The sequence below is a fragment of the Bradyrhizobium sp. 1(2017) genome, from assembly GCF_011602485.2.
In the GTDB taxonomy this organism is placed as follows: Bacteria; Pseudomonadota; Alphaproteobacteria; order Rhizobiales; family Xanthobacteraceae; genus Bradyrhizobium.
Genome location: NZ_CP050022.2, coordinates 274,374 through 299,221, shown reverse-complemented (window position 1 = coordinate 299,221; position 24,848 = coordinate 274,374). Strand labels below are relative to the sequence as shown.

23 protein-coding genes and 1 tRNA gene are annotated in these 24,848 nt (G+C 66.6%); 10 read left to right on the top strand and 14 right to left on the bottom strand.

Going from position 1 to position 24,848, the window contains the following annotated elements:
- Nucleotides 1-3: 3 nt before the first annotated feature.
- Together HAP40_RS01410 and HAP40_RS01405 are read right to left on the bottom strand one after the other, a co-directional pair.
- A complete protein-coding gene (locus HAP40_RS01410; protein WP_166811459.1) occupies nucleotides 4-1,374 on the bottom strand; it encodes a cytochrome P450 in 1,371 nt (456 codons plus the stop codon).
- Between the two features lie 34 nt (nucleotides 1,375-1,408).
- Nucleotides 1,409-2,779 (bottom strand): hydrolase, encoded by a 1,371-nt coding sequence (locus tag HAP40_RS01405; protein WP_166811461.1) that lies wholly within the window; start codon nucleotides 2,777-2,779, stop codon nucleotides 1,409-1,411.
- A gap of 136 nt (nucleotides 2,780-2,915) precedes the next feature.
- Here HAP40_RS01405 and HAP40_RS01400 point away from each other — a divergent pair, with 136 nt between their 5' ends.
- Complete coding sequence (locus HAP40_RS01400; protein WP_166811463.1) at nucleotides 2,916-4,604, top strand: MFS transporter; 1,689 nt, start codon at nucleotides 2,916-2,918, stop codon at nucleotides 4,602-4,604.
- 90 nt (nucleotides 4,605-4,694) lie between these two features.
- Here the strand turns inward: HAP40_RS01400 and HAP40_RS01395 are convergent, their stop codons facing one another.
- Both HAP40_RS01395 and HAP40_RS01390 read right to left on the bottom strand, forming a co-directional pair.
- Entirely contained in the window at nucleotides 4,695-4,910 is a 216-nt protein-coding gene (locus HAP40_RS01395) for a cysteine rich repeat-containing protein (RefSeq protein WP_166811465.1), read from the bottom strand.
- A gap of 163 nt (nucleotides 4,911-5,073) precedes the next feature.
- Nucleotides 5,074-5,397, bottom strand: coding sequence for a hypothetical protein (locus HAP40_RS01390; protein WP_166811467.1), 324 nt, complete (start codon nucleotides 5,395-5,397; stop codon nucleotides 5,074-5,076).
- 253 nt (nucleotides 5,398-5,650) lie between these two features.
- Between HAP40_RS01390 and HAP40_RS01385 the strand changes: the two genes are divergently transcribed.
- Nucleotides 5,651-6,700, top strand: a complete 1,050-nt coding sequence (locus tag HAP40_RS01385; RefSeq protein ID WP_166811469.1) for a polysaccharide deacetylase family protein — start codon at nucleotides 5,651-5,653, stop codon at nucleotides 6,698-6,700.
- A 67-nt stretch (nucleotides 6,701-6,767) separates the two neighbouring features.
- Here the strand turns inward: HAP40_RS01385 and HAP40_RS01380 are convergent, their stop codons facing one another.
- The 6 genes from HAP40_RS01380 to HAP40_RS01355 form a co-directional block, all read right to left on the bottom strand.
- Nucleotides 6,768-7,163, bottom strand: coding sequence for a hypothetical protein (locus HAP40_RS01380; protein ID WP_166811471.1), 396 nt, complete (start codon nucleotides 7,161-7,163; stop codon nucleotides 6,768-6,770).
- Between the two features lie 68 nt (nucleotides 7,164-7,231).
- Complete coding sequence (locus HAP40_RS01375; RefSeq protein WP_166811473.1) at nucleotides 7,232-7,453, bottom strand: hypothetical protein; 222 nt, start codon at nucleotides 7,451-7,453, stop codon at nucleotides 7,232-7,234.
- Nucleotides 7,443-7,518: transfer RNA gene (locus HAP40_RS01370), tRNA-Thr, on the bottom strand. The genes HAP40_RS01375 and HAP40_RS01370 overlap by 11 nt, the downstream gene beginning before the upstream one ends.
- A gap of 100 nt (nucleotides 7,519-7,618) precedes the next feature.
- Complete coding sequence (locus tag HAP40_RS01365) at nucleotides 7,619-9,442, bottom strand: heme biosynthesis protein HemY (RefSeq protein ID WP_166811475.1); 1,824 nt, start codon at nucleotides 9,440-9,442, stop codon at nucleotides 7,619-7,621.
- 35 nt (nucleotides 9,443-9,477) lie between these two features.
- A complete protein-coding gene (locus HAP40_RS01360; protein ID WP_166811477.1) occupies nucleotides 9,478-10,749 on the bottom strand; it encodes a COG4223 family protein in 1,272 nt (423 codons plus the stop codon).
- A 76-nt stretch (nucleotides 10,750-10,825) separates the two neighbouring features.
- Nucleotides 10,826-11,572, bottom strand: a complete 747-nt coding sequence (locus HAP40_RS01355) for a uroporphyrinogen-III synthase (RefSeq protein ID WP_166811479.1) — start codon at nucleotides 11,570-11,572, stop codon at nucleotides 10,826-10,828.
- 148 nt (nucleotides 11,573-11,720) lie between these two features.
- Here HAP40_RS01355 and tsaD point away from each other — a divergent pair, with 148 nt between their 5' ends.
- The 3 genes from tsaD to HAP40_RS01340 all read left to right on the top strand — a co-directional run bounded on the left by tsaD (nucleotide 11,721) and on the right by HAP40_RS01340 (nucleotide 14,306).
- Entirely contained in the window at nucleotides 11,721-12,794 is a 1,074-nt protein-coding gene (gene tsaD / locus HAP40_RS01350; RefSeq protein ID WP_166811481.1) for a tRNA (adenosine(37)-N6)-threonylcarbamoyltransferase complex transferase subunit TsaD, read from the top strand.
- Between the two features lie 2 nt (nucleotides 12,795-12,796).
- On the top strand, nucleotides 12,797-13,777 hold the full coding sequence (locus tag HAP40_RS01345) for an NAD(P)H-dependent glycerol-3-phosphate dehydrogenase (protein WP_166811483.1): 981 nt from the start codon (nucleotides 12,797-12,799) through the stop codon (nucleotides 13,775-13,777).
- A gap of 115 nt (nucleotides 13,778-13,892) precedes the next feature.
- On the top strand, nucleotides 13,893-14,306 hold the full coding sequence (locus HAP40_RS01340) for an EVE domain-containing protein (protein ID WP_166811485.1): 414 nt from the start codon (nucleotides 13,893-13,895) through the stop codon (nucleotides 14,304-14,306).
- Between the two features lie 3 nt (nucleotides 14,307-14,309).
- Here the strand turns inward: HAP40_RS01340 and HAP40_RS01335 are convergent, their stop codons facing one another.
- A complete protein-coding gene (locus tag HAP40_RS01335; protein ID WP_166811487.1) occupies nucleotides 14,310-15,404 on the bottom strand; it encodes an adenylate/guanylate cyclase domain-containing protein in 1,095 nt (364 codons plus the stop codon).
- A gap of 101 nt (nucleotides 15,405-15,505) precedes the next feature.
- Here HAP40_RS01335 and HAP40_RS01330 point away from each other — a divergent pair, with 101 nt between their 5' ends.
- On the top strand, nucleotides 15,506-15,955 hold the full coding sequence (locus HAP40_RS01330) for an SRPBCC family protein (protein WP_166811489.1): 450 nt from the start codon (nucleotides 15,506-15,508) through the stop codon (nucleotides 15,953-15,955).
- 46 nt (nucleotides 15,956-16,001) lie between these two features.
- Here HAP40_RS01330 and HAP40_RS01325 read toward each other — a convergent pair whose 3' ends face one another.
- Nucleotides 16,002-17,168, bottom strand: a complete 1,167-nt coding sequence (locus HAP40_RS01325) for a DNA topoisomerase IB (protein ID WP_166811491.1) — start codon at nucleotides 17,166-17,168, stop codon at nucleotides 16,002-16,004.
- Nucleotides 17,169-17,569: 401 nt separating this feature from the next.
- Here HAP40_RS01325 and acs point away from each other — a divergent pair, with 401 nt between their 5' ends.
- Nucleotides 17,570-19,516, top strand: a complete 1,947-nt coding sequence (gene acs, locus HAP40_RS01320; protein WP_166811493.1) for an acetate--CoA ligase — start codon at nucleotides 17,570-17,572, stop codon at nucleotides 19,514-19,516.
- A gap of 460 nt (nucleotides 19,517-19,976) precedes the next feature.
- Nucleotides 19,977-20,492: a L,D-transpeptidase gene (locus HAP40_RS01315; protein ID WP_166811495.1), complete on the top strand. Its 516-nt coding sequence runs from the start codon at nucleotides 19,977-19,979 to the stop codon at nucleotides 20,490-20,492.
- A gap of 44 nt (nucleotides 20,493-20,536) precedes the next feature.
- On the opposite strand, the gene HAP40_RS01310 is transcribed toward HAP40_RS01315, so the two are convergent.
- On the bottom strand, nucleotides 20,537-21,127 hold the full coding sequence (locus HAP40_RS01310; protein ID WP_166811497.1) for a thermonuclease family protein: 591 nt from the start codon (nucleotides 21,125-21,127) through the stop codon (nucleotides 20,537-20,539).
- A gap of 70 nt (nucleotides 21,128-21,197) precedes the next feature.
- Entirely contained in the window at nucleotides 21,198-21,395 is a 198-nt protein-coding gene (locus HAP40_RS01305) for a DUF1674 domain-containing protein (RefSeq protein WP_166811499.1), read from the bottom strand.
- A 188-nt stretch (nucleotides 21,396-21,583) separates the two neighbouring features.
- Between HAP40_RS01305 and HAP40_RS01300 the strand changes: the two genes are divergently transcribed.
- Both HAP40_RS01300 and HAP40_RS01295 read left to right on the top strand, forming a co-directional pair.
- Nucleotides 21,584-22,930: an RsmB/NOP family class I SAM-dependent RNA methyltransferase gene (locus tag HAP40_RS01300; protein WP_166811501.1), complete on the top strand. Its 1,347-nt coding sequence runs from the start codon at nucleotides 21,584-21,586 to the stop codon at nucleotides 22,928-22,930.
- A gap of 158 nt (nucleotides 22,931-23,088) precedes the next feature.
- Nucleotides 23,089-24,807, top strand: a complete 1,719-nt coding sequence (locus tag HAP40_RS01295; protein WP_166819195.1) for a heparinase II/III family protein — start codon at nucleotides 23,089-23,091, stop codon at nucleotides 24,805-24,807.
- The last annotated feature ends 41 nt before the right edge of the window (nucleotides 24,808-24,848 follow it).

Below are 24,848 nucleotides of genomic sequence, written 5' to 3'. Positions count from 1 at the left end.
CCGTCACCGACGCGTGATGCGGTACAAGGGTGAATGGTCCGGCTGGGTCGTGACGACGCCGAGCGGGATCACGGGACTGGTCGGATCGGCGAGCTCGACACGGAACGCGCCGATCAGCCGGGCCAACGCCAGCACAGATTCGGCCTGCGCGAACGGCGCACCGATGCAGACGCGTGGACCCGCGCCAAACGGCAGATAGGCGAACCGGTCGGGCGCCTCGTTCGACATGAAGCGCTTTGGAATGAACGCGTTCGGCTGATCCCACAGCTTCTCGTGCCGGTGCAGCAGCCAGGGCGCGATCATGATGATGTCGCCCTTGGCGATCTCGACGCCCGCTGCATTGTCCTTGTCGCGCGCGGCGCGCGCCACCAGGAAGGCCGGCGGATAGAGCCGCATCGTCTCTTCGATCACCGCGCGGGTGAATGTCTGGCGATCGATGTCGGCCATGCTGTCGAGATGCTCGCCGCGCGTCTCGGACGCCACCTCTTCCTGCGTTTCCGGATCGAGCGCGAGCAGATAGAGCGCCCAGAACAGCGCCGTCGCCGTGGTCTCGTGGCCGGCCAGAATCATGGTCGCGACCTCGTCGACGAGCTGCTCGTCGGAAAAGCCCTTGCCTGTTTCGGGATCGCGCGCTGCGTCCATGAGATCGAACAGGTCGCGCGGCGGCGCGCCTTCCTTTTTGCCCATCGCACGCCGCTCCGCGATCAGCATCGCGACGAATTCCGTCCAGCGCTTGCGGAAACGGGCGCGGGCAAAATCCATCGGGCTCGGCCAGGACACCGGCAGCAGCATGTCGAGGAAATAGGGGCGTCCCAGCCGGGCGGCATATTCCATGATGAAATTGCGCAAGGTCGCGCCATGCCGGTCCATGCCGAACGAGAACATCGTGCGCCCCGCGATCTCGAGCGTCATGCGCTGCATGACCTCGCGCAGGTCGATGTCTTCACCCGCGCGCGCATCCAGCTTTGCGATGGTCTCGTCGAGCACCGCCGTCATGTGCGGAACGAGATTCGCGGTGGCGCGCGGCGTGAAGGCCGGGGCGAGCGTGCGGCGCTGAAACGTCCAGGAATGGCCTTCGGCGATCAGGAGGCCGTCACCGAGCACGGGACGCAGCATGCGGATCCCGGCCGGCGTGCGCGTATAATTCTCGTAATTGCTGAGCAGGACGTGCCGGATCGCATCGGGCTGGTTCAGGATGAAGCTGTTGCGGAAGAAAAAACGACCCTGGATGACGTCTTCCTCGTAGGCGCGCTGCCCCCAGGTTGCGATCATGTTCCGGCGGATCACCGCAACCCGGGCAAGGAACGACATCTCGTCCGGGGCGCGCGGGGGAGCCGGAGGGATGATGGGCCGACGCACGCTGGCGATGTTCATGGCTCTCTCCCGCAGATGTGACGCAAGCAAACAGCTAGTAAGTCAGCTCGGCAATCGCAATCCTGTTTTCGGCGGCAGGCCAGCCGCGCGCCACAATCCGTTCTTCGCCGAACTGGGCCACGATGTTACGTCCGACCTCGCCCGCCGCAAGCCGCAATGTGGCTGCCGCATCCGTGGGCACCCCCGGCTTGACGTCGGCCGGCTCCTTGCCGTCGAGCAGCACCACGTCCCGCGGCAGGCCGAAATAGCCGCGCGGCCGCGACATGATCACCACAGCACCGGCGTCCTTGTCGGCCGGCCCGAGCGGACGCGCAGGCCTCAGATGCACGACCTCGGACGAGCGCGGGAAAGGCGAACGGTAGATGTGCGTCGTCGGCGCGCCCGGCGAAGCCAGGACGAATTCGAGCGACCAGGCGGAATCGACCTGCGCCGGTCCCCAGCGGCCGTCGGCACCGGTCTTCGAGCTGTGCAGCGCCTCGCCCTTGCGCTCGCCGGTATCAGGATCGACGCGGAAGATATCGACGGTTGCGCCGGCGACTGGACGGTTGGTCGACACGCCGCCCGGCGCGCCCGTGACCAAGCCGCTCAGCTTCACGCTGGCCTCCGGCACGATCGCGATGCGCGTGGGCTCACGGCCGGCGATGAACTTGTAGATCTCGCGGAAAGCGCGCGGATGAAACGCCACCTCGCGATGGTCAAGCGCGCCGAGCACGAGATTGGCGGCGCCCTTCAGCTCCGGCCCTTCATTCGTGACACCGGTCGGCGTGCCGGGCTTGCCGATGAAGCGGCCATCGGATTGCGCGTATTTGTCCAGACCGTCGCTGCGCAGCGTCAGGAAGGCAACGCCCGGCGTCACCTCGCTCTCGCCCTCGTTCAGGCTGCGCAGGAAGGTGCCGCGGCCGTTGAACTCGTTGTTCGGCTGGTCGTCGGTTGCGAACACGCCGTGATTGGGCGTGCCGCACAGGACAGCGTGGCTGACATCGCCGGCACCGCCGTTCTTGATGACGTTGCGGATGGCGTAGCCACCGCGGGAGCTGCCGACCAGTGCCACGCGGGACGCGCCGGTGCGGCGCTTCAATTCGGCGATGGCAGCGGCGAGCTCGCGGCGTTGGTCCTCGGTCGAGGACCGGTTCGCCTGCTCGACCTTGTCGTCGCTGCGGGCAAGCGGATCGGTGAAATTGATCGCCATCATGCGATCGCGCGCAATGCCGTTGGATTCCATCCGCCACAGGGTCGTCATCCAGAGCGCGTCGTAGTCGCCATTGCCATGGACGAACAGGATCGGGGGCACCTCGGTGCTTGGCGCGGCAGGTGCGGGCTGGGCGATCGCGCCGATTTGAAAGTTCGCAACCGCGAAAGGCAGGCTGCCCGCTCCTAGCAGGATCGTCCGTCGCGACAACGTCATATGTTCCTCCCCGGCAAGCCGCTCTTTGCACCGCTTATAGCGGCCTAACCACTGGACAGCGAAGGACTTTCGCAGGCATCACTGAACATGCCGGAATCGCCAGGACCACTTCTTACACCCGACATGGAAGGGGAGTATGACCGAGCAGACGAACCGTCAGACATTTACCGGCGAGGGCATCACCGCCCCCTTGCGGTACACGCTGTTCCGGCGCATCTGGCTCGCCAGCCTGCTCTCCAATCTCGGCCTCCTGATCCAGGGCGTGGGCGCGGCCTGGGCGATGACGCAGATGGCGGCCTCGGCCGACAAGGTGGCGCTGGTGCAGACCGCACTCATGCTGCCGATCATGCTGATCTCGATGCCCGCCGGCGCCATCGCCGACATGTATGACCGCCGCATCGTCACCCTGGTCTCGCTGATGATCGCGCTGGTCGGCGCGAGCGCGCTCACCGTGCTGGCCGGCTTCAACCTGATCTCCCCGGAATTGCTGCTCGTCTTCTGCTTCGTGGTGGGCAGCGGCAATGCGCTGTTCGGACCAGCCTGGCAGTCCTCGGTCAGCGAACAGGTGCCGCCCGAGGCCCTGGCGTCCGCGGTGGCGCTGAACGGCATCAGCTACAACATCGCACGCAGCTTCGGCCCCGCGGTCGGCGGCGTCATCGTCGCCTCGCTCGGCGCGGTCGCGGCGTTCGCCTGCAATGCGATCCTCTATCTGCCGCTGCTGGTGGTGCTGCTGCTCTGGCGCCGCAACACCGAACCCTCGCGCCTGCCGCGCGAGAAGCTCAACCGTGCCATGGTCTCGGGCTTCCGCTACATCACCAATTCGCCGCCGATCAAGATCGTGCTGCTGCGCACGCTGGTCATGGGCCTGATCGGCGGTGCCATCATGGCGCTGATGCCGCTGGTCGCGCGCGACCTCTTGCATGGCGGCGCGCAGACCTACGGCATCATGCTCGGCGCCTTCGGCATGGGCGCGGTCATCGGCGCGCTCAACATCCACGAATTACGCAAGCGCATGAGCGGCGAGGCCGCGATCCGCGCCTGCACCATTTCGATGGCTTTCGCGATGGCCGCACTCGCCGTGAGCACGGAGCCGGTGCTGTCGGCGACCGCGCTGGTGCTCGCCGGGGCAGTCTGGATGGCGGCAATCGCACTGTTCAACATCGGCGTGCAGCTCTCGGCGCCGCGCTGGGTCGCCGGGCGCTCGCTCGCGGCGTTCCAGGCCTCGATCTCCGGCGGCATCGCGGTCGGTGCCTGGGGCTGGGGCCATCTCACCGATCATGCCGGGGTCGAGATCGCGCTGCTGACGGCGGCCGGCCTGATGCTGATCTCGCCGCTGCTCGGCATCTGGCTGACGATGCCGCGCGTCGGCGCCCGCAACGAGGATGCCGAGGTGCTGGCCGATCCCGAGGTGAAGCTCTCGCTCACCGGCCGCAGCGGACCGCTGGTGGTCGAGATCGAATACCGGGTCGCCCAGGAGAACGCGCGCGCCTTCCACAACGTGATGCAGGACGTGCAGCTCTCGCGCCAGCGCAACGGCGCCTATGGCTGGTCGATCGCCCGCGACATCGCCGATCCCGAATTGTGGACCGAGCGCTATCACTGTCCGACCTGGCTCGACTATCTGCGCCAGCGCAACCGCTCGACCCAGTCCGAACGCGCGCTGCACCAGGAGGCGATCGCCTTCCACATCGGCCCAGAGCCGGTGCGGATCCGCCGCATGCTGGAGCGTCCATTCGGCTCGGTGCGCTGGAAGGAGGAGACGCCGGACCGCGCCAACAGCGAGGTGCTGCCGGTGGTCGCGACCGCGGCGGGGAGCAGCACGTAGGTCTTGTCTGATCGTAGCCCCGCATGAGCGAAGCGACATGCGGGGTCAAGCGTCCCGGATATCGCTGCGCTCATCCGGGCCACGACATCACTACTGACCGTGATCCGTCAGTACCTTGTCGCAGCCTTTGCTCAGCCGGCTGCGGTTCTGCTTGAGGCAGGCGAGCACGGCGCCATCGCCATTGTTCATCACGGGGCGGCAGAAACGCGAGACGTCGCGCGCGCAGGCATCATGGCCGGGCCGCTGTTGCGCGGATGCAGCCGATGCGCACAGCAGCAAAGGAATGATGAAAAGAAATCTGACCATCGCGAAATGCCTCTTACCCGAAAGAATGTGCGGGGCGAAGCTAGTGCGACGAACCCGGGGCCGCAACGGCTTTGTTGCTCGGCCTCATGTGCCGCGTGGCCTCGGCTTCGAGGCCGGGGCACGTCGCGAGGGGAGCTGAGCGACGCAACGGTCGCAGCGTTGCTTACTGCTGGCCCTGGGCGTCAGCGACCTTGCGCGACGCGCCCTTGGCGAGAGTCTTGTCCATCACGGCGCGGCAGCCGGCGCTCAGATCCGAACGATGCTTGATCATGCAGGCGGTGATCTTCGGGATGTTGGGGATTTCCGCCGAGCACAGGCGGAAGGCATCGCCGGTGCACATCTGCTGCGCCTCGGACGAGAAGGCAAAGCTCGACGTCGTCGAGACGATCGAGACGATCGCGGCAAAGCCGAAGGCCAGGCCGGTGTCGCGGATCCTGCTCGTCAGGGACTTAGCGGAAGAAGATTCGGCAGAAAAGGACTTGGTCATTTGAAGCTCCCATTGGCACCGCCGCTGGCGGGCCCGCTGTTGATGGGAACTACGATGCTCCAGCAAATCCGTTTCCACTGTGATGATGGTCACGGGAAGCACGGGCTTCGTGACCTCAGTCACTTTGGCGCACCTCGCTGAAATTCCTCCACAACCGCTGTCGTGTTGGTGTCACGTTAACTGTTCCTTCGCATTAATGGCTCGTCGCGCGGGAGATTCCGCCGGTTTGGTTGCGTAATTGGAAAGAATAGCGATGCGTAACGCGTTGGGCCTGATGCTGGCCAGTGTAGTTGCGGCGGTCGTGATTGCCGCCGGCGGTTGGTTTTATTATTCCTCACGCGCCGATCAGGGCGCCCCCAAGACAGTTGCCGCCCGTGCTGCCGATCCGTTGCCGGCACCGGCGAAGCTCAGCGCCAAGAACGACGTCGAAACCACCGCGGCGATCGCGGCCAAACCGGCGCCGGCTGCTCCTGCACCTGCGCCCGTCCCTGCCATGCCGGTGCAGCAGAAGCAGGTCTGCGCCAATCCGAACGCGCTCGGTGTCGCACGCGTGGTCGAGATCGACACCACGGGCGGTCCCGGCTTCGGCTTCGAGCACTTCAAGCAGTTCGACTTCCTCACCGACAAGGAGGTCGTGCTGACCTTCGACGACGGTCCGTGGCCGGTCAACACGCCCGCGGTGCTCAAGGCGCTCGCGGACGAATGCACCAAGGGCCTGTTCTTCTCGGTCGGCAAGCACGCGACCTATCATCCGGAGATCCTGAAACAGGTGCTGGCGCAGGGCCACACGGTCGGCACCCACACCTGGTCGCATGTCAACCTGAACAGCAAGAAGATGACGGAGCAGCAGGTCAAGGACGAGGTCGAGAAGGGTTTTAGCGCGGTGAGGTTCGCGCTCGGCACCAACCCGGCGCCGTTCTTCCGCTTCCCGCAGCTTCAGCACAATCCTGCGATGGTGGCCTATTTCGGCACCCGGAACGTCGCGATGTTCTCGACCGAGATCGACTCTTTCGACTTCAGGAAGGGCGCGACGCCGGAGAAGATCGTCGAAACCGTCATGACCAGGCTCGACAAGCTCGGCAAGGGCATCATCCTGATGCACGATTTCCAGAAGAATACGGGCTTGGCCATGCCGACGCTGCTCGCGCGGCTCAAGGCCGGCGGCTACAAGGTCGTCCAGATGAAGGCCAAGACGACCTTCCAGACGCTGCCGGAATATGACGAGGCGCTGCTGAAGGAGCTGAAGGTGCCGACCTCGAGCGCGCGTCCGATCGCAAGCGTGGTGCAGACCGTCTCTCAGTAAGCGCGACCACCATTTCAACATGCGCATGGCCGGGCTCTCGCCCGGCCATTTGTTTTGGTCGGACGGCTTACCAATAGATGCCGTGGCGGTGCAGCTCGCTGATGATGCGGCGCTCGGTCCAGCTGCGCGTGTGCTTCGGCTTGTTCGCCTTTGCCGTGACCTTGGTGGCAGGCTTGGTCGTCGCGACCGGCGCGGGAGTTGGCGGCGGCGCCGCCACCGCCGGAGCGGTCGCAGCAGCCGGTGCGGAGAGCGACACCGCCGGCGGACGATCGGAATATTTCGGAGCCTCTGTGGCCGGCGCGGATTCGCTCAGCTGGGTCGTCGCGCTGGTCACCGATGTCGGCGTGGTTTGCGGAGCAGTGGCCGGAGCGCCCGCGGCCGACAAGGTCAGGCTGCGGGAGCCGTCTGCCTGGGCTGATGCGGAGGCCAGGAGCATGGCGGCAACCAGAATGATCTTGCGCATGTGAAGTCTCCCCGTGTTGGCGTGACCGGGACATTACGGGAGACATGCCCATGATGAAGTGATCGGTGTCACACAAGCCGCCGCTCGATGTCGAACCCGCGGGCTGCGGTCAGCACGCGCGCCGACAGCAGGCAGATGCCCTTTTCCGCGTCCCATGCCCGAGATGAGCTCGTCGCCGACGCATGGACCAACACCAGCATCGCGGGCAAGGCGTCGAACGCACTGACCGGGACCTTCTCCTGACAGATTGGGTGATGGCAGATTGGGTGGTCGAGGCGCTGGTGCCGCAAGAGGGATTCGAACCCCCGACCCCGTCATTACGAATGACGTGCTCTACCGACTGAGCTATTGCGGCGAACCCTGCCGGAGCCCGGACGGTGCCGGCCCCGATACGCGCGCCCCTGATATCGGGCATGGCCCGAATTGGCAAGGACAAGCGGCGTTCGAAATACCCCTCACGCGCCCCAGCGGGACCAGAATCCGCGCCAACCGCCGGCCTGAGCCTTTGCATGGGCCTTTGGCGTGCCGATTTGCTCCGTAAATTCATCGCTTGGGCCCTCGTCATCGATTCCGGGATCATCCGGCGCGCGGACGATCGGGATCACGGGGATCGGGGCCGGTCCGGGCTTGCCGAGATCGGCACGGGTCCGGAACACCGGCGTTGCCGGTGGCGGCGGCGATTCGGCGGGCGCGGGATCAGTGCGCTCGGCGGGCGTGGCCGCCGGCTGTTCCGTGGCGATTTCCCTGTCAGCTTCCTGTGCAGCGTCCTTGGGAACTTCCTTGGCGGCTTGCTTCTCAGGTTCCTTCTCAGGTTCCTTGGCCTGAGGAGGCGAATTGTCCTGGGCAGCCGGCGCTGGGGCCGGGGCCGCGGCCGGCGGTTCCACCGGGGTCTGGCTCGGGGCCGCCGTCACCCGCTTCGGCGGTGGGGCCGCCAGCATGGCTTCCTCGAAGGCCGAGGACTCGATCATCGTGCCCTTGTCGGACGGCAGGCTCGCGACGGGCGTCTGCCACTGGAAGGCATCGAGGCGGCCGGTGACCGGGGAGACTGGACGCCAGCGGTCGCTGACATAGCCGTCCGCGGTCCAGGCCGGATCGAGGCGGGCGCGCACCGCGCGCAAGGTCCAGGCGCGGGCACGGCCGCCGTCGCCATGTTCGGTGCGCTCGAGCTCGGCCATCAGCAACGCGACGCGCTGCGTCGGATCCTTGAGGTAAGGCGCGAGCACCTCGCGCGCGCGGACGAACTCGGAGGCATCGATCGCGGCGCGTGCGATCGCGAGCTGGCCCTCGACGTGACCGGGCTTGTCGGCTGGCGTCTTGGCCGCAAGCGTTTCGATCCGCTGCAAGCGGTGCCACGCGGTATCGCCGAGCTTCACATGCGCATAGGCATCGGCGAGATCGGGATGCGGATTGGCGAGCCAGGCGGCCTCGACCAGCTTCATGGCGCGGCGCACCTGATGCGCCTCGCTTTCGAATTTCGCGGCGAGCACCGCGGCCGGCACCAGGGTCGGCGCGAGCTTGACCGCCTCCATCACGTTTTCGCGCGCGACGTCGCGATCAACGGTTTCCGATTCCAGCGCGCGCGCCGTGAGCAGCACCCCGCGCTGCCGGCGATAGGCCTGCTTGTCGACCAGGCCTGCGGACAGATTTGAATCGAGGATCGCGAGTGCGCCGCTCCAGTCGCCGCGCGCGCAGCGGAAACCGAGCACCGCATGCGAAGCCCAGGTCGAGGACGGCGACAGCTTGATGGCTTCCTCCGCGATCATCACGGCGCCGAACGCATCGTCGGCGCGCTGCGCCTCGATGAACAAGCCGCGCAGGCCGAGCAGACGCGTGTCCTCGCGCTCGGCCATGGCGCGGAAGACGCGCTGCGCCTCGTCGCGATTGCCTTCGAGCTGCGCCGACTGCGCGTGCAGCAGCAGCGCGAGCGGATCGTTCGCGGCATGCCGCCGCGCGGCATCCGCGTGACGGCGGGCGAGGGCAGTGTCGCCATGACCGATCGCGAGCAGGCCTTGGGTGATGGCGTGGCGGCCGCGTGCATGGCGCTTCTCGTGACGGCGGCGGCGCAAGCGCCCCGGCGTGCGCCAGACCATGGTCACGATGCTCCAGACCAGCACGGTCGCGGCGGCGAAGATGCCGAGCCCGAGCACGAATCCGGGAAACGTCGTCGTGGCGCGGAGACCGCCCCAGGTCAGAACCAATTCGCCGGGCTGGTCGGCAACCCAGGCGCCGCCGGCCGCAGCCAGCGCAATCAGAATGAGAAAGAGGACGATGCGAAGCATGACGTTCCCTATACGCGCCGATTGTTGCGCGAACCTTATTGAGCGGGCTTGACGGGATCAGATTTGGCTGGACCAGATTTGGCGAGATCGGCCATGGCATCGTCGGCGAATTTGCGGGATGCGGCGAGTGCGGCGTCGCGGGCATCGGCCTTGTCGAGCCAGGCTTGCGCCGCGGTGCGATCGGCCTCCGGCAGCAACTTCAGCTCGCGGCGTGCCTCGACGAAATCGTTGCGCAGTGCCGCCGCAGTGACGCGCGCCACGATGGCACCGCGATCATTGCCGACGCCGTCGGTACGCTCGATGCGGACGAGCTTTGACGCGCCGGCCTGGAGACGCTCGACGATACCGGTGCCGCCGGCCTGGGGTTCCGCCGGCGGCGACAGCTTCGGCACGATGTTGAGCAGCTCGCGGCTGAGCGCGACCGGCGTCGGGATGCCTGAGGACGCGAAGGTGTCGAGCGGCTTCAGCGTGTCGGGCTTGGCGGCCAGCGAGCGCGCCGCGGCCAATTGCTGTTGATAGGGATCGCCATGGCGAACGGCGACGTCGAGCAGCGCCGCCGCCACCACGTTGCGCAGCGGCTTGTCGTCCATCGCCTTGACGTCGGCGATCTTCTCACCCTGCTGCGCGAGCTCGGCCCGTTCGGTTCTGCTGGCACGTTCGATCTGCGCAATGCGCTCGTTGAGGGCGGCAAGATCGGGCGAGGCGGCGCCTGGCGCGGACTTCACGTCGTTCAGTCCGCTCACGGCCTTGTCGGATTGCGCGCGCAGATTGGCGACGTCGTTGCGCAGGCTGCCGAGGGATTTCTCCAGCGCGTCGATCCGCGCCACCATCGCCGGGTCGGCGACGGGCTTGCCGGCCCTGGCCTCGACTGCACTGACACGCCCGCTCAGCGCATCGACCGTCGCGCTCGTGACTTGCGGTGCGGCGGGCGGCGCCTGCACCGCAGGCCAGCCCAGCATCCAGCCGACCGCGATCACGATTGCCGCTGCGGCAGCGCCGGAGAGCGGGGCAACGACCCAGGGCGAGACCGGCGGCGACGTGGCAGCGGGCGCAATTGCGGCCTGCGCCTCCTCTCGCTCTGGCTCAGGGTCAGCCTGCTCGGGCTTGGCTTGCTCGGAGTTGGCCTGCTCGGAAGATGCCAGCTCGGTGTCGGCGTGCTCCGGCGCCGGTTGAGCCTCGGGCTCGCCCACCACCTCCTGCGGCTGGGTCGAGACTTTGGTCGCCTCGAGGTCGATGGTGGGCGGGGTGCGCTTGGCGCGACCGGTGTCGGGGGCCAATCCTGCGTCTTCCGGCTTGTCGTCGGCCATCGTGACGGTTCCTCACACTTCCATACCTTGCACAGATCCAAAGCGGATCCGATTGAGCCGGATTCGGCCTGACCTCTTACGCCAAACGGGTGCGCAAAGCACGCTCCAAGGTGTCGAATAGGGCATTTTCGTCCGGCGTTGCCGCCACCAGAACCTGCGATGCGCCGGCCTCGCGCAGCACGCCGGCGATCGTCTCGGACAGGCAGCATTGCGGTATCGCCAGCGCAGAAATTTCGACACCTTCGTCCCGTGCGGCGTCCAGGAACGCCCGAGCGCTGCGTCGGGAGTAGTGCAGCACCGCATCAATTCCATGAGCGGCAAAGCCATCACAGACCTCGCGCGGCAGCACCTTGACCGGCGCCATGCGATAGGTGGTCTGCGTCACCACGTTGAACCCTTCGGCGCCGAGCTCGCCGCCGAGATCGCGCGACAGGTCCGCACCCGCCAGGTAAAGCAGCGTGCTGGTTTTCTTCACCACCTTGTCGCGCGCACTCCGCACCACCTTGTCGCGCAACGCCGCGGCATCGCCACCGGCGGCGATGACGTCGGCAAAGCCGGCGTCGCGCGCCGCGGCAGCCGTGTGCTCGCCGACCGCAAACAGTGGCAATTTCAACAGACCAAGGTCCCGCAATTGCAGCGCGGCGCCGCGGATCGCGTTGGTCGAGGTGATGATGATGCCGTCATAGCTGGCCTCGCCCTCGTCATGAAAGACGACCGGCTCGAACTTGAGCACCGGCGCAAGCAACACCACGTGTCCCCGCGCGCGCAGATTGTCCGCCGTCGTCTCGTTGTCGGGATGCGGCCGTGTGACAAGAATGGACATCGCTTGGTTCCCGAACCAATTGGCGGTGGCGCCGACGAGGACGATCGCGCGTGACGATTGCGCAAGCCATCCCCGGAATGCTACCGGACGTACCAGAACTCTGCTTTCCGGATGAGCGCAAGGGCGCAAATTGGATAACAATTCGCCAATGCTGGTATTGGGCATCGAAACCACCTGCGACGAGACCGCCGCGGCCGTGATCGAGCGCGCGGGCGATGGCAGCGGAAAGATTCTGTCGAACATCGTGCGCTCGCAGGTGGAAGAGCACGCTCGCTTCGGCGGCGTGGTGCCCGAGATCGCGGCCCGCGCCCATGTCGATCTGCTCGACGGCATCGTCGACCGCGCGATGCGCGAGGCCGGAATCGGCTTTGACCAGCTTGGCGGTGTCGCGGCCGCCGCAGGCCCGGGACTTATCGGCGGCGTCATCGTCGGACTCACCACCGCCAAGGCGATCGCGATGGTGCACGACACGCCGCTGGTCGCAGTGAACCACCTGGAAGCGCATGCGCTGACGCCGCGTCTCACCGATGGGATCGAGTTTCCCTATTGCCTGTTCCTTGCCTCGGGCGGACACACCCAGATCGTTGCGGTCACCGGCGTCGGCCAGTATGTGCGGCTCGGCACCACCGTCGACGACGCCATTGGCGAAGCCTTCGACAAGGTCGCCAAGATGCTCGGCCTGCCCTATCCGGGCGGTCCGGAGGTCGAGCGCGCGGCGGCGAGCGGCGATGCTGCGCGCTTTGGCTTTCCACGTCCGATGCAGGGACGCCCCGATGCCAATTTCTCGCTGTCGGGGTTGAAGACCGCAGTGCGCACCGAAGCGAGCCGGCTGGGTGAGCTCACGCCGCACGACGTTAGCGACCTCTGCGCCAGCTTCCAGGCCGCCGTGCTGGATTCGACGGCGGATCGGCTGAGCATGGGCCTGAGACTTTTCCGCGAGCAGTTCGGCGCACCGCGTGCGCTCGTGGCCGCCGGCGGCGTGGCCGCCAATCAGGCCATCCGCGGCGCCCTGCACGACGTCGCGCAGCAGGCCGGGACCCAGCTGATCATGCCGCCGCCGGCACTCTGCACCGACAATGGCGCGATGATCGCCTGGGCCGGCGCCGAGCGCCTCGCGCTCGGCATGACCGACACGATGGACGCCCAGCCGCGTGCACGCTGGCTGCTCGATGCCAACGCGACGGCACCGGCGGGTTACGGCAAGACGCGGGCAGGATTCTAGCGATGACCGCGTTCCAATCCGTCGCGGTGATCGGGGCCGGCGCCTGGGGTACGGCGCTCGCGACCGTCGCGGCACGGGCGGGACGGCACGTGACACTGTGCGCACGGAATGCCGAGCATGCGGCGCGGATCGCCGCGACGCGCGACAATCCACGGCTGCCCGGCGTGCGGATCGCGCCGGAGATCATCGTGACCAGCGACCTGGCGCTCGCCGCGCGCGCCGACATGCTGCTGGTCGCGACGCCGGCGCAGCACCTGCGCGGCGCGGTCAACCTGCTGGCCTCGCACCTGGCGAAGCCGCTACCCGTCGTCGCCTGTGCCAAGGGCATCGAGCACGGCACCCACAAATTCATGACCGAGGTCATCATCGAAGCCGCGCCGCATGCGCTGCCGGCGATCCTGTCGGGTCCGAGCTTTGCCGACGACGTCGCGCGCGGCCTGCCGACCGCGGTCACGCTGGCAGCGAAGGAGGAAGCGCTGGCGAGCGGACTGGTGCAGGCGCTGGGATCGGCGACCTTCAGGCCGTATCACACGACGGACATCCGTGGCGTCGAGATCGGCGGCGCCGCCAAGAACGTGCTGGCGATTGCCGCTGGCATCGTGGTCGGCCGCAACCTCGGTGCCTCCGCACTCGCCGCGCTGACCACGCGCGGCTTCAGCGAGCTGGCACGGCTCGGCCGTGCCTGCGGCGCGCGCGCGGAAACGCTCTCGGGCCTCTCCGGCCTCGGCGACCTGCTCCTGAGCTGCTCGACCGCGCAATCGCGCAATTTCGCCCTCGGTATTGCGCTCGGTCGCGGCGAGGCGGCGCCGGCGGGCAAGCTTGCGGAGGGTGCATTCACTGCGCCGGTGCTAGTCGAGCTCGCGGCCGCGCGGAATGTCGACATGCCGGTCTCGCAAGCGGTAGCCGCCATCCTGGATGGCAGGCTGACGATTGACGCCGCGATCGAAGGACTGCTGACGCGGCCGTTCAAGGCCGAGGAATGACGCCTTCCCGTCATGCCCGCGCTTGTCGCGGGCATCCACGTCTTGATATTGAATGGGTTGCATGGACGTGGATGGCAGGGACAGGCCCGGTCATGACGAATGGATAGGGCGTGCGATGAACTACTGGCTGGTGAAATCCGAACCGTCGGTGTGGTCCTGGGACCAGCAGGTCGCGAAGGGCGCCAAGGGCGAGGCCTGGACCGGCGTGCGCAATTACACCGCGCGCCAGAATCTCGTCGCCATGAAGAAGGGCGACAAGGCGTTCTTCTATCATTCCAACGAGGGCAAGGAGATCGTCGGCATCGCCGAGATCATCAAGGAAGCCTATCCCGACCCGACCGACAAGACCGCAAAATTCGTCTGCGTCGACATCAAAGCCGACAAGCCCCTGAAGACGCCGGTGACGATGGCCGCGATCAAGGCCGAGACGAAGCTCGCAGACATGGCGCTGGTGAAATATTCGCGCCTGTCAGTGCAGCCGGTGACAGCGGAGGAGTGGAAGCTGGTCTGCAAGATGGGCGGGATGTAGGAGCTACGATATCCGAGCTTCCGTCTCCGGCAGTGCGAACACCTCGCAAGGCGCGGCGATGCCGCGCAGCGGATGCGAGCCGAGCGCGATGAGGGGCGTATCCGTCTCCGCGGCGAGCGCGCCCGACACGAGCACGGTCCGCCCCAACGGCTTGCATAACCCTTCGAGCCGGCTGGCGAGATTGACGGCGGGACCGATCGCCGTGAAATCGAGCCGGTTGGCTGCGCCGATATTGCCCCAGAGCATCTCGCCGAGATGAAGGGCGGCACCGAAGCCGAGCAGCGGCAACCCCTGGGCGCGCCGCTCGCGGTTGAGATACGCCATACCGGCTTCGGCCGCGCCCGCCGCGCGCAGAGCTGCGTCGCAGGCGCGGCGGGGTGATGCTTCGATCACGGGAAAGATCGCCAGCACACCGTCGCCGATGAACTTCAGCACCTCGCCGCCGAAGGCGTGAACGGCGCCGGCGATGCGATCGAACCAGGCATCGAGCGCCGCGATGACATCGGCCGGCGGATTGGTTTCAGACAGAAGCGTGAAGTTGCGCAAATCGGCGTAGAGCAGCGCCGCCTGAATGGTCTCGCCGAGATCGCGCCGCAAGGGTGCCGCGAGCACCCGCTCCGCACTGCGCTTGCCGAGATAGGCGTCCAGCGTCGCCCGCAACGTGGCGCGCCCGGCGAGCACCGCGAGCGGCGTTGCGGCAAAACGCGCCGCCTGGCGCAACTGCTCGATCTCGTCGGCCGCGAACGGACGCGGCCCGATCCAGCCGAGCAACGGCCCATCGGGCCGTCCGGCGATGTCCTCATGCACCACACCGCCCGCGATGTCGCGCAACCAACGACGGCCCGCATCGTTGGGCGGATCGGGCGCGAGGCCACCCGGCGCAAAGCCGAGCGCTTCGATCACCCGGCCGCTGTCGGCGCGCCACAACCAGGTCCGCTTCGCGATCAACGGATGCGGCACTTCCAGCGTCAGGGCGCCCGCCGCAAGCGGCACGCCGTCAGCCACCAGATGTGCGCCGAGTTCCGCAAGCAGGCGGTCCGCCCCAGAACTGTCCGAGGCGGCGTCGACAAGCCAGGCGAGCGTCGGGGAGAGCTGCATGACTCGATCATGACGAGAGCACGCTACCTTTGTCACGGGCAATCCTTGACGGGCCGCGCCGGCGCCGCCATGTCCGGGTGTCAGCCCAGGGATGATCGCCGATGACCGAACCGTTCATAGTGCGACGCGAGACCCAGATTGCCGCCCCGCGCGCGACTGTTTTCGCCTATCTGACCGACCCCGAGAAGATCTTGAGCTGGATGGGTTCCGAGGCGACCACGGAGCCGCATCCCGGCGGGCTTTATCTGCTCAAAGGCATCGGCCCGCGCGGCCGTGGCGCCCGCGGCGCCTTCCGCGAGGTCGTGCCGGTGCATCGTCTGGCCTACACGTTCGGCTGGGAGGGCGGCCAGGAGGTGCCGCCCGGCTCGAGCCTGATCGAGATCGACCTGATCGAGCACGACGGCGGCACGTTGCTGCGGATGACTCATAGCGGCCTGCCGACGGAAGAGCAGGCCGCTGCGCATGCCAAGGGCTGGGCGCATTATCTGGAACGGCTCACCACGGCAGCTGCGGGCGTCGACCCCGGTCCGGACCGGGGCGTTTCAGGATAGACGTTTCAGGATAGACTTGGCAGCGGAAGGATCTGGCAACGGCATGTCAAACCGCCGCGGTCGCCACCACTTGCGCCAGAAGCTGCTCGCGCCTCGCCTGCGAGCGCTGGCCTTTCATGGTCGCGGCGAAGCGTTCGAGGATGCCCTCCTCGAAGGCGGTGACGATGGTGTCGTGGACGTAGCTCCTGCGGCAGATCGCCGGCGTGTTGGAGAGCTTGTCTGCGGCGGCACGGATCGCGTCCAGCACCTGCTTCTTGCGGCCGCGCTGGCTGCTCGCCGGCGTGATCCGCGACAGCGATTCCACGACGACGGCGGACGCCATCAGCGTGCGGAAATCCTTCAGCGAGATCTTGATGCCGGCGATCTCGCGCAAGAACGCATTGACCTGCGTGGTGTTGACCGCGCGCACGATGCCGTAGGCGTCGCGATACTGGAACATGCGCTTGCCCGGGATGCTCTGCAGGATGCCGATGGCGCGCACCAGCTTGGCGGCGTCGCACTCTTTCCGCACGGCCTTGCCGCCCTTCGCCTTGAAGGTCAGCACGAAGCAATCGTCTTCCAGCGTGACGTTGGACTTGAGCAGCGTGGTGGCGCCGCGCGTGCCGTTGAGGCGGGCATAGGATTCGTTGCCGGGGCGGATCGCGGTGCGGGCGATCAGCTCGATGACGGCCGAGAGGGCGAATTCACGCGTCGGCTCGTCGCCCGACAGGAACGCCGAGACCTTGCGCCGGATCTTTGGCAGCGCGCCGACGAGCTTCTCCAGGCGATGCGCCTTGCGATGCTCGCGGACCTTCTCCCAATCGGCGTGGTAGCGGTACTGCAGCCGCCCCGCGGCATCGCGTCCCACGGCCTGCAGATGCGAGCTCGGATCGGCGGAATAGCGCACCTCGCGATAGGCCGGCGGCACCGCCATGGCGTGCAGCCGGCGGATGGTGCGGGCGTCGCGGATATGGGCGCCGTTGGGGCGAACGAAGGAATAGCCCTTGCCGCGCTTGATGCGCCGGATGGTCAGCTCGTTCTGGTCGCCGAGCCGCAGGCCGAGTTCCCTGGCAAGCGCCTCCACGGTCGCCGGCGCCGTGTCAAAGGTCTTTTTGGGGCTGGGGCGCCTGAAACCGGTCGGTTTCGGCCATTGTCCCAGGGCTTTGGCGAGGGCGACGGCTGCAGGATCGGCTGAAGCGGGCCGCATCGTCCCGAGATTCTGCTGATCCATCATAGTCTTATGCCTTAGCCCTGCCTGTTATCGGTCAATGCGATTGTTCTGATTTTTGTTCCAGGGGCCTCGTTGGACCCCGGGTTGGCCATTTAGGGTGTTCCGAACCGTATTGCGAGTCCCGAATCGGTGAAGAAAGGTTTCTAAATACCTTCACCGGATGCATGGCGCCCTGCGCCGGCCTATTCCGCAGAGTTCGGTAAAGGCCGCAAAGCCGGGCCGTCGGCCTGTTTCAGTTCTGCGACAGTCGCGCCGAGCGGCCTTGATCCCTCGCATGGCCGGCGGCTCACCGAAGGTCCAGCTTGTGCTCCTTGTCGGGTCCGGTTAGCCCGACGCATAATCGTTCAACGGTGAAGTCGGCTGGCCGGAAGCCTGTGCTCGGCTTGCCGTAGGTGGAGGGAAACATGTCCGAGAAGATCTACGACGTACCCGCAGATTGGGCGAAGCGCGCCTGGGTCGACCAGACCAAGTACAAGGACATGTACGCTCGCTCGATCTCGGACCCGAACGGTTTCTGGGCGGAGCAGGCCAAGCGCATCGACTGGATGCACGCGCCGACGAAGATCGAGAACGTCTCCTTTGCGCCCGGCAATATCTCGATCAAATGGTTCGAGGACGGCATCCTCAACGTCGCCTGGAACTGCATCGACCGGCATCTCTCCAAGCGCGCCAACCAGACCGCGATCATCTGGGAGGGCGACGATCCCTCGCAATCGAAGCACATCACCTACAAGGAGCTGCACGACGAGGTCTGCCGGATGGCCAACATCCTGCGCACCCGCAACGTCAAGAAGGGCGACCGAGTCACCATCTACCTGCCGATGATTCCGGAAGCGGCCTATGCGATGCTGGCCTGCGCGCGGATCGGCGCGATCCACTCGGTGGTGTTCGCGGGCTTCTCGCCCGACAGCCTCGCCCAGCGCATCAACGACTGCCAGTCCAAGGTGATCATCACCGCCGACGAAGGCCTGCGCGGCGGCAAGAAGGTGCCGCTGAAAGCCAATGTCGACGCGGCGCTCACCAAGGCCGACGGCGTCGACTGGGTCGTCGTGGTCAAGCGCACCGGCGGCACGGTCGAGATGAATCCCTCGCGCGACCTCTGGTATCACGACGCCGCCAAGATGGTGACGACCGAATGCCCCGTCGAGCACATGCACGCCGAGGATCCGCTGTTCATCCTCTACACTTCGGGCTCGACCGGCCAGCCCAAAGGCGTGCTGCACACCTCCGGCGGCTATCTCGTGTTCGCCTCGATGACGCATCAATACGTGTTCGACTATCACGACGGCGACATCTACTGGTGCACCGCCGACGTCGGCTGGGTCACCGGCCACAGCTACATCCTGTACGGACCGCTGGCGAACGGCGCGACCACGCTGATGTTCGAAGGCGTGCCGAATTACCCCGATAATTCCAGGTTCTGGAACGTCATCGACAAGCACAAGGTCAATATCTTCTACACCGCGCCGACTGCGATCCGCGCGCTGATGCAGTCGGGCGACGATCCCGTGAAGAAGACCTCGCGCGCCTCGCTCCGCCTGCTCGGCTCGGTCGGCGAGCCCATCAATCCGGAGGCCTGGGAGTGGTATCACCGCGTCGTCGGCGACGGCCGCTGCCCGATCGTCGATACCTGGTGGCAGACCGAGACCGGCGGCATCCTGATCACGCCGCTGCCGGGCGCGACCAAGCTCAAGCCGGGCTCGGCGACGCAGCCGTTCTTCGGCGTGGTGCCTGAGATCGTCGATGCCGACGGCAAGGTGCTGGACGGCGAAACGTCAGGCAATCTCTGCCTGACCCGTTCATGGCCGGGCCAGATGCGCACGGTCTATGGCGACCATGCCCGCTTCGAGCAGACCTATTTCTCGACCTACAAGGGCAAATACTTCACCGGCGACGGCTGCCGACGCGACGCCGACGGCTATTACTGGATCACCGGCCGTGTCGACGACGTCATCAACGTCTCCGGCCATCGCATGGGCACCGCAGAGGTCGAGAGCGCGCTGGTCGCCCATGAGAAGGTGTCGGAGGCCGCGGTGGTCGGCTTCCCGCATGACATCAAGGGCCAGGGCATCTACGCCTATGTCACCCTGATGGCCGGCGTGCAGCCGAGCGACGACCTGCGCAAGGAGCTCGTCACCTGGGTGCGCAAGGAGATCGGTCCGATCGCCTCGCCCGACCAGATCCAGTTCGCGCCGGGTCTGCCCAAGACCCGCTCAGGCAAGATCATGCGCCGCATCCTGCGCAAGATCGCCGAGGACGAGCCGGGCAGCCTGGGCGACACCTCGACCCTGGCCGATCCCGCCGTGGTCGACGACCTCGTCAAGAACCGGCAGAACAAGAAGCCGGCATAAGAAGGCCTCGTGCCCCGGACGCAGCGCAGCGCTTCTTCAGCGCTGCGCTGCAGAGCCGGGGCCCATGTAACGGCGGGATGCGTCGCTCTAGATCCCGGCTCTGCGTCGCACCGCCATAGCGCGTCGAAGACGCGCGTGAACGCGTTTATGGGCGCTGCGCCGCGTCCGGGACACGAGATCGTATTCCGCGTTATCGCTCCTCCTGAAACAACAGCCGTTCACATCCTCACGCGCTTGTCAGGGCGCGCCAGGTCCCGCCCGCATCTTTCCCGTCGAGTGTTGTTTTCAGATCATTTACTTTATTTCGAACTTTTCCTTTGTTCCGCCTGCTGGCGGACCCTTGGGGCCTCGCGTGGAAACCATCTGGTTAACGGGCGCGGTCAAGAATGTCTGGGTACGCAGCGATTGCCGGGTCTGCGTAGATTTTTGGACAATCCATTTAGGGCAAGGGGAAGCATCGATGTCGATGAGGATCGCGGTGGCGCTGGCTGCCACCATCGGGGCTGGGTTCTTGATGTCGACTGCCGCCGAGGCGCGGCCGGAACTGGTGGGTGCACACCTGGCCGATTATTCGCCGGGCACCATCGTCGTCAGGACCAGCGAGCGGCGGCTCTATCTGATCCTCGATAACGGCCATGCCGTGCGTTATCCGGTCGGCGTCGGCAAGTCCGGCAAGCAATGGGCCGGCACGACGAAGATCGACGGCAAATATCTCAACCCGGCATGGGCGCCGCCCGCCGAGGTGAAGCGCGACAAGCCGAACATTCCCGACATGATTCCGGGCGGCTCGCCGCGCAACCCGATGGGCGTTGCGGCCATGACGCTGGCTGGCGGCGAATATGCGATCCACGGCACCAACGTGCCGGGCTCGGTCGGCGGCTTCGTCTCCTATGGCTGCATCCGCATGCTCAACGACGACATCACCGATCTCTACGGCCGCGTCTCCGTGGGCACGACGGTGGTCGTGACGCGCTGATCGAAGAGATCGCGAAAGCCGCGTCCTGCGACGCGACTTTTCTGTCACCAGAAGCGCCAGCCGCGCGCGCACCAGCCGTCGCGATGGCCACCATTGTAGCTGCGCACGTAACCGCCCGCGAGCAGCGTGGCTGAGACGCTGGCGGTCCGCCGGGTTGCGACATCGGCGAGAACGCGCCCGTATTTGTCGGGCCCGAGATTGGAAATCGTCACATCGCCCTGGCCGAGCAGATTGTGCAGCGCCGCCGCCGCGGCCTCGGCCTTGTTCAGCTCATCCTGGCAGGATGCTTTCAGTTCAGGCGCATCGATGCCGCGCAGACGGACGCGCGCGACGAGATCGCGCCCGTCGCGCTGATGCATGCGCGCGAGAAAAGTGTCACCGTCGATGGTGCGGACGACCTCGACCGCTTGCCTGACATCAGGATTGCCGGACTGCTGCAGGATGATCGCGGCATCTCGCGATTGTTCGCTATCCATATGCGGAATGGGCCAGATCGTTCCGTGGCGAAAGCCGAGTACGACGGCCGTCACAACGCCGACCACGAACATCCACGGCAAGAGTCCGGAGAAGCGGCGGCCGAACGGCGAGCCGCTGTATGAAGGCCGGTATGGGTGGCCGGGATCGAAGCGGGACATACGCGCACGCTACGGCTGAGTCGGCCGAACCGGCAAGGTGGCTCAAGAAGAGCGCGGGTAAAGCGACGTCTCAAAAGTCCGAAGCAATGCCCTTGCGCTCCCAATCGCCGTAACGGGTTGGCTCCGGTCCCTTCGGTCCCTGTAGCTCCTTGGGCGTCACTTCAGCATGCGCGGCCGCGGACTGCCGGCGCGCTTCGGCTTCGGCCAGTGCGCGCTGGGCCGCTGGCGATAGCGGCTTGCGATCGGGAACGGAGGGCTTGTCACTCATCTCGGCGGTTCCTAGCGCAGGATCACGGGTCGCGCGACGTCCAATAACGCATTGCTGAAATGGTCATCGAGGGCTGCAAACACGAGAGGCCATTCTTACATTTGGCATATTCGCGTGCCAGAGATGAGCCGGTTAAGGCATGCGCCCATCGCGGCGGAACTGCCGCTCGCTCAGAACCTTGCTTCCGCATGCCATCTCAACGTTTCGCTCCTCCATCCGAAGTGCCAGGTCTTGCGGCGCGGCGGATCGCCGCCGACATCGTCGACGGTGTGCTGCACAAGCACCGCACGCTCGACGATCAACTCGACGGCGGCGGTGCCCATCCCGGATTGAAGACGCTGGCCGACCGAGACCGTGCGCTGATGCGCCGCCTAGTCGCCACCGTGCTGCGCCGGCTCGGCACGCTCGGCCATGTGCTGTCCCGCCTGCTCGACAAGGGCATTCCTTCCGACGCGCCGCGCGCGCAGAGCGCGCTTCTGATCGGCGCCGCGCAGATTCTCTGGATGGACGTGCCCGATCACGCCGCCGTCGATCTCTCCGTTCGCCTTGTGCAATCCGACCGGCGCGCCGCGCGCTATGCCGGCCTCGTCAATGCCGTGCTGCGCCGCTGCGCGCGCGAAGGCAAGGCCCTGGTCGAGGAAGTTGCCACGCAATCGCTTGACCTGCCGCCGTGGCTGCTCGCGCGCTGGAGCGCGCATTATGGCGAGGCGACCGCAAGAGACATGGCGCTCGCGCTCGGCCACGAACCGTCGCTCGACCTGACCGTGAAATCGGACGCCGCGCAATGGGCAAGCCGCCTGCATGGCGAGACGCTGCCGACCGGAACGGTGCGGATGCTGCTGCACGGCTCGGTGATCATGCTGCCGGGTTTCGCCGAGGGACAATGGTGGGTGCAGGACGCGGCCGCCGCGCTGCCCGCGCGGCTGTTCGGCGACATCAAGGGCAAGTCCATCGCCGATCTCTGTGCCGCCCCCGGCGGCAAGACTGCGCAGCTGGCGCTATCAGGCGCCCATGTCACGGCCATCGACCGCTCGCCCGCCCGGGTGGCGCGATTGCGCGAAAATCTGGGCAGGTTGTCGCTGCAAGCCGAGACTGTCGTCGCTGACGCCGTGGAATGGGCCGGCCCAGCCGAAGCCTTCGACGGTATCTTGATCGATGCGCCCTGTACCTCGACCGGCACGATCCGCCGTCATCCCGACGTGGCATGGCTCCGGCAGGAATCCGATATCGCCGCCCTCACCGCGCTCCAGCAGCGGCTGCTGAAAAAATCCGTATCGCTGCTCAAGCCGGGCGGGACGCTGGTCTACTGCACCTGTTCGCTGGAACCCGAAGAGGGCGAGCACGCCATTGCCGCGCTTCTGGCCGCAGAGCCCGCGCTTCGCCGCGTCCCGATCGAGGCGTCGGAGGTCGCGGGCCTCGACCAGATCCTCAACCCAGACGGCGATCTGCGCACCTTGCCCTGCCATCTGCCGAACGCCGATCCCAAGCTCGGCGGGCTCGACGGTTTCTACGCCGCCCGGCTCGTTAAATCCTGATTTTGCACCGGATTTTGCAAGCTCGACACTGATTCGCGCCGTTCAAGGTGGTGTCAGCCGTCCGATTTTGGGATTAATAAGGATTCGTCGCAATCCTCCTCTCCCCTTCAAGGCAAGGCGTGTCGGTCGCTCAACGCAGACGTATCTCGACGCTGGTGATGAACCGCTTCGCGCGGAACATGCTCGCGCGCGCGAGCGGCGGGTCCGTGGCGGTGTCGCGGGTCTGGCCCAGCCGCACCGACCGGCTGATCATCGCGCCGCATGACCTGCGCACCGCGGACGCGACCCGCGCCGCCGAGATCTATGCCGGCCGCTTCGTCTTTGCCGGCAAGATCGTCAATTGCCACGGCCGCTCGATCTTCGATCTCGAACCGCCGTCGGAGGATTGGGAGGTCGCGCTGCTCGGCTTCGGCTGGCTGCGGCACTTGCGCGCCGCCGACACTGCGCTGACGCGGGCGAATGCGCGTGCGCTGGTCGAGGATTGGATCTCGAACCCCGCCAACAAGCGCCGTCCGGTCGCGCGGCGCGCGGACGTGCTGTCACGGCGAGTGATCTCGCTGTTGTCGCAGGCGCCCTTGGTGCTCAACGACACCGACAACAAGTTCTATCGCCGTTACCTGCGCGCGCTGGCACGCGAGATCCGCTTCCTGCGCTACACCATGCTCGACATTCCCGACGGGGTGCCGAAGCTGCAGGTGCTGATCGCGCTGTGCTACGCGGCGCTATGCCTCGCCAACCAGGCGCGCCACATCCGCAGCACCTCGAAGAAGCTCTCGGACGAATTGCAGCGGCAGATCCTTCCCGACGGCGGACACATCTCCCGCAACCCCGGCGCCCTGATCGATCTGCTGATCGACCTGTTGCCGCTGCGGCAGACCTTTGCCGCGCGCAACATTGCGCCGCCGCCGGCGCTGCTGAACGCGATCGACCGCATGATGCCGATGCTGCGCTTCTTCCGCCACGGCGACGGCAATTTCGCGCTGTTCAACGGCATGAGCGCGACGCCGTCCGACCTGCTCGCGACGCTGCTCGCCTATGACGACACCCATGGCGCGCCGATGGCGAACATGCCGCATACCGGCTTCCAGCGCCTCGATGCCGGCCAGACCACGGTGATCATCGACACCGGCCCGCCACCGCCGGCGGGCATCAGCCACGACGCCCATGCCGGCTGCCTGTCGTTCGAGCTGTCCTCCGGCATCAGCCGCATCGTCACCAATTGCGGCATGCCGACCACCGGCCGCGACAATTGGCGGCCGTTCGCGCGCAGCACCGCGGCACATTCGACGCTGACCTATCACGACACGTCGTCATGCCAGTTCGTGGAGATGTCGGCGATGAAGCGCCTGTTGCACGGGGCGCCCGTCACCAGCGGCCCGGTCGAGGTCGAGAGTTATCGCGAGGTCGTGCAGAACGGCACGCTGCTGACGACCTCGCATGACGGGTACCTCTCGAAATTCGGCGCGATCCATCGCCGCGTGCTGATGATCGCCAATGACGGCGCGCGCATCGACGGCGAGGACACGCTGTCGCCGCCGCAGGGCGGGCGCTTCAAGGGCGCGGATGCCGATTTCGCGCTGCGCTTCCATCTGCATCCGGCGGTGAAGGCGAGCCGGCTGTCGGATGCCCGCGGCGTCATGCTGGTGCTGCCGAACCGCGACGTATGGACCTTCGAAGCCTTGGACGACAAGGTCGATCTCGAGGACAGCGTGTTTCTGGCCGGCAATGACGGGCCGCGCCGCACCGCTCAGATCGTGATCCGTCAGGATGCGCGGCAGGCACCCTCGATCCGCTGGAGTTTTGTGCGGTCCACCGCCTCGCCGACGGTCACCAATGCCCGAAGAAACGCGCGGCGGGAGCCGGAACTGCCGCTGTAGACGCGCGTCTGCCAGTCCTGTCCGGCGTTGTGAAACCGGCC

What these genes read in the sequence shown, in the direction of transcription:
- HAP40_RS01340 (WP_166811485.1), top strand. Translation starts at nt 13,893, where the DNA reads ATGAACTACTGGCTGGTGAAATCCGAACCGTCGGTGTGGTCCTGGGAC.
- HAP40_RS01365 (WP_166811475.1), bottom strand. Translation starts at nt 9,442, where the DNA reads ATGCTTCGCATCGTCCTCTTTCTCATTCTGATTGCGCTGGCTGCGGCC.
- HAP40_RS01390 (WP_166811467.1), bottom strand. Translation starts at nt 5,397, where the DNA reads ATGACCAAGTCCTTTTCTGCCGAATCTTCTTCCGCTAAGTCCCTGACG.
- HAP40_RS01335 (WP_166811487.1), bottom strand. Translation starts at nt 15,404, where the DNA reads ATGCAGCTCTCCCCGACGCTCGCCTGGCTTGTCGACGCCGCCTCGGAC.
- HAP40_RS01305 (WP_166811499.1), bottom strand. Translation starts at nt 21,395, where the DNA reads ATGAGTGACAAGCCCTCCGTTCCCGATCGCAAGCCGCTATCGCCAGCG.
- HAP40_RS01400 (WP_166811463.1), top strand. Translation starts at nt 2,916, where the DNA reads ATGACCGAGCAGACGAACCGTCAGACATTTACCGGCGAGGGCATCACC.
- HAP40_RS01355 (WP_166811479.1), bottom strand. Translation starts at nt 11,572, where the DNA reads ATGTCCATTCTTGTCACACGGCCGCATCCCGACAACGAGACGACGGCG.
- HAP40_RS01360 (WP_166811477.1), bottom strand. Translation starts at nt 10,749, where the DNA reads ATGGCCGACGACAAGCCGGAAGACGCAGGATTGGCCCCCGACACCGGT.
- tsaD (WP_166811481.1), top strand. Translation starts at nt 11,721, where the DNA reads ATGCTGGTATTGGGCATCGAAACCACCTGCGACGAGACCGCCGCGGCC.
- HAP40_RS01300 (WP_166811501.1), top strand. Translation starts at nt 21,584, where the DNA reads ATGCCATCTCAACGTTTCGCTCCTCCATCCGAAGTGCCAGGTCTTGCG.
- HAP40_RS01380 (WP_166811471.1), bottom strand. Translation starts at nt 7,163, where the DNA reads ATGCGCAAGATCATTCTGGTTGCCGCCATGCTCCTGGCCTCCGCATCA.
- HAP40_RS01395 (WP_166811465.1), bottom strand. Translation starts at nt 4,910, where the DNA reads ATGGTCAGATTTCTTTTCATCATTCCTTTGCTGCTGTGCGCATCGGCT.
- HAP40_RS01345 (WP_166811483.1), top strand. Translation starts at nt 12,797, where the DNA reads ATGACCGCGTTCCAATCCGTCGCGGTGATCGGGGCCGGCGCCTGGGGT.
- HAP40_RS01295 (WP_166819195.1), top strand. Translation starts at nt 23,089, where the DNA reads ATGAACCGCTTCGCGCGGAACATGCTCGCGCGCGCGAGCGGCGGGTCC.
- HAP40_RS01410 (WP_166811459.1), bottom strand. Translation starts at nt 1,374, where the DNA reads ATGAACATCGCCAGCGTGCGTCGGCCCATCATCCCTCCGGCTCCCCCG.
- HAP40_RS01315 (WP_166811495.1), top strand. Translation starts at nt 19,977, where the DNA reads ATGTCGATGAGGATCGCGGTGGCGCTGGCTGCCACCATCGGGGCTGGG.
- HAP40_RS01405 (WP_166811461.1), bottom strand. Translation starts at nt 2,779, where the DNA reads ATGACGTTGTCGCGACGGACGATCCTGCTAGGAGCGGGCAGCCTGCCT.
- HAP40_RS01330 (WP_166811489.1), top strand. Translation starts at nt 15,506, where the DNA reads ATGACCGAACCGTTCATAGTGCGACGCGAGACCCAGATTGCCGCCCCG.
- acs (WP_166811493.1), top strand. Translation starts at nt 17,570, where the DNA reads ATGTCCGAGAAGATCTACGACGTACCCGCAGATTGGGCGAAGCGCGCC.
- HAP40_RS01325 (WP_166811491.1), bottom strand. Translation starts at nt 17,168, where the DNA reads ATGATGGATCAGCAGAATCTCGGGACGATGCGGCCCGCTTCAGCCGAT.
- HAP40_RS01310 (WP_166811497.1), bottom strand. Translation starts at nt 21,127, where the DNA reads ATGTCCCGCTTCGATCCCGGCCACCCATACCGGCCTTCATACAGCGGC.
- HAP40_RS01385 (WP_166811469.1), top strand. Translation starts at nt 5,651, where the DNA reads ATGCGTAACGCGTTGGGCCTGATGCTGGCCAGTGTAGTTGCGGCGGTC.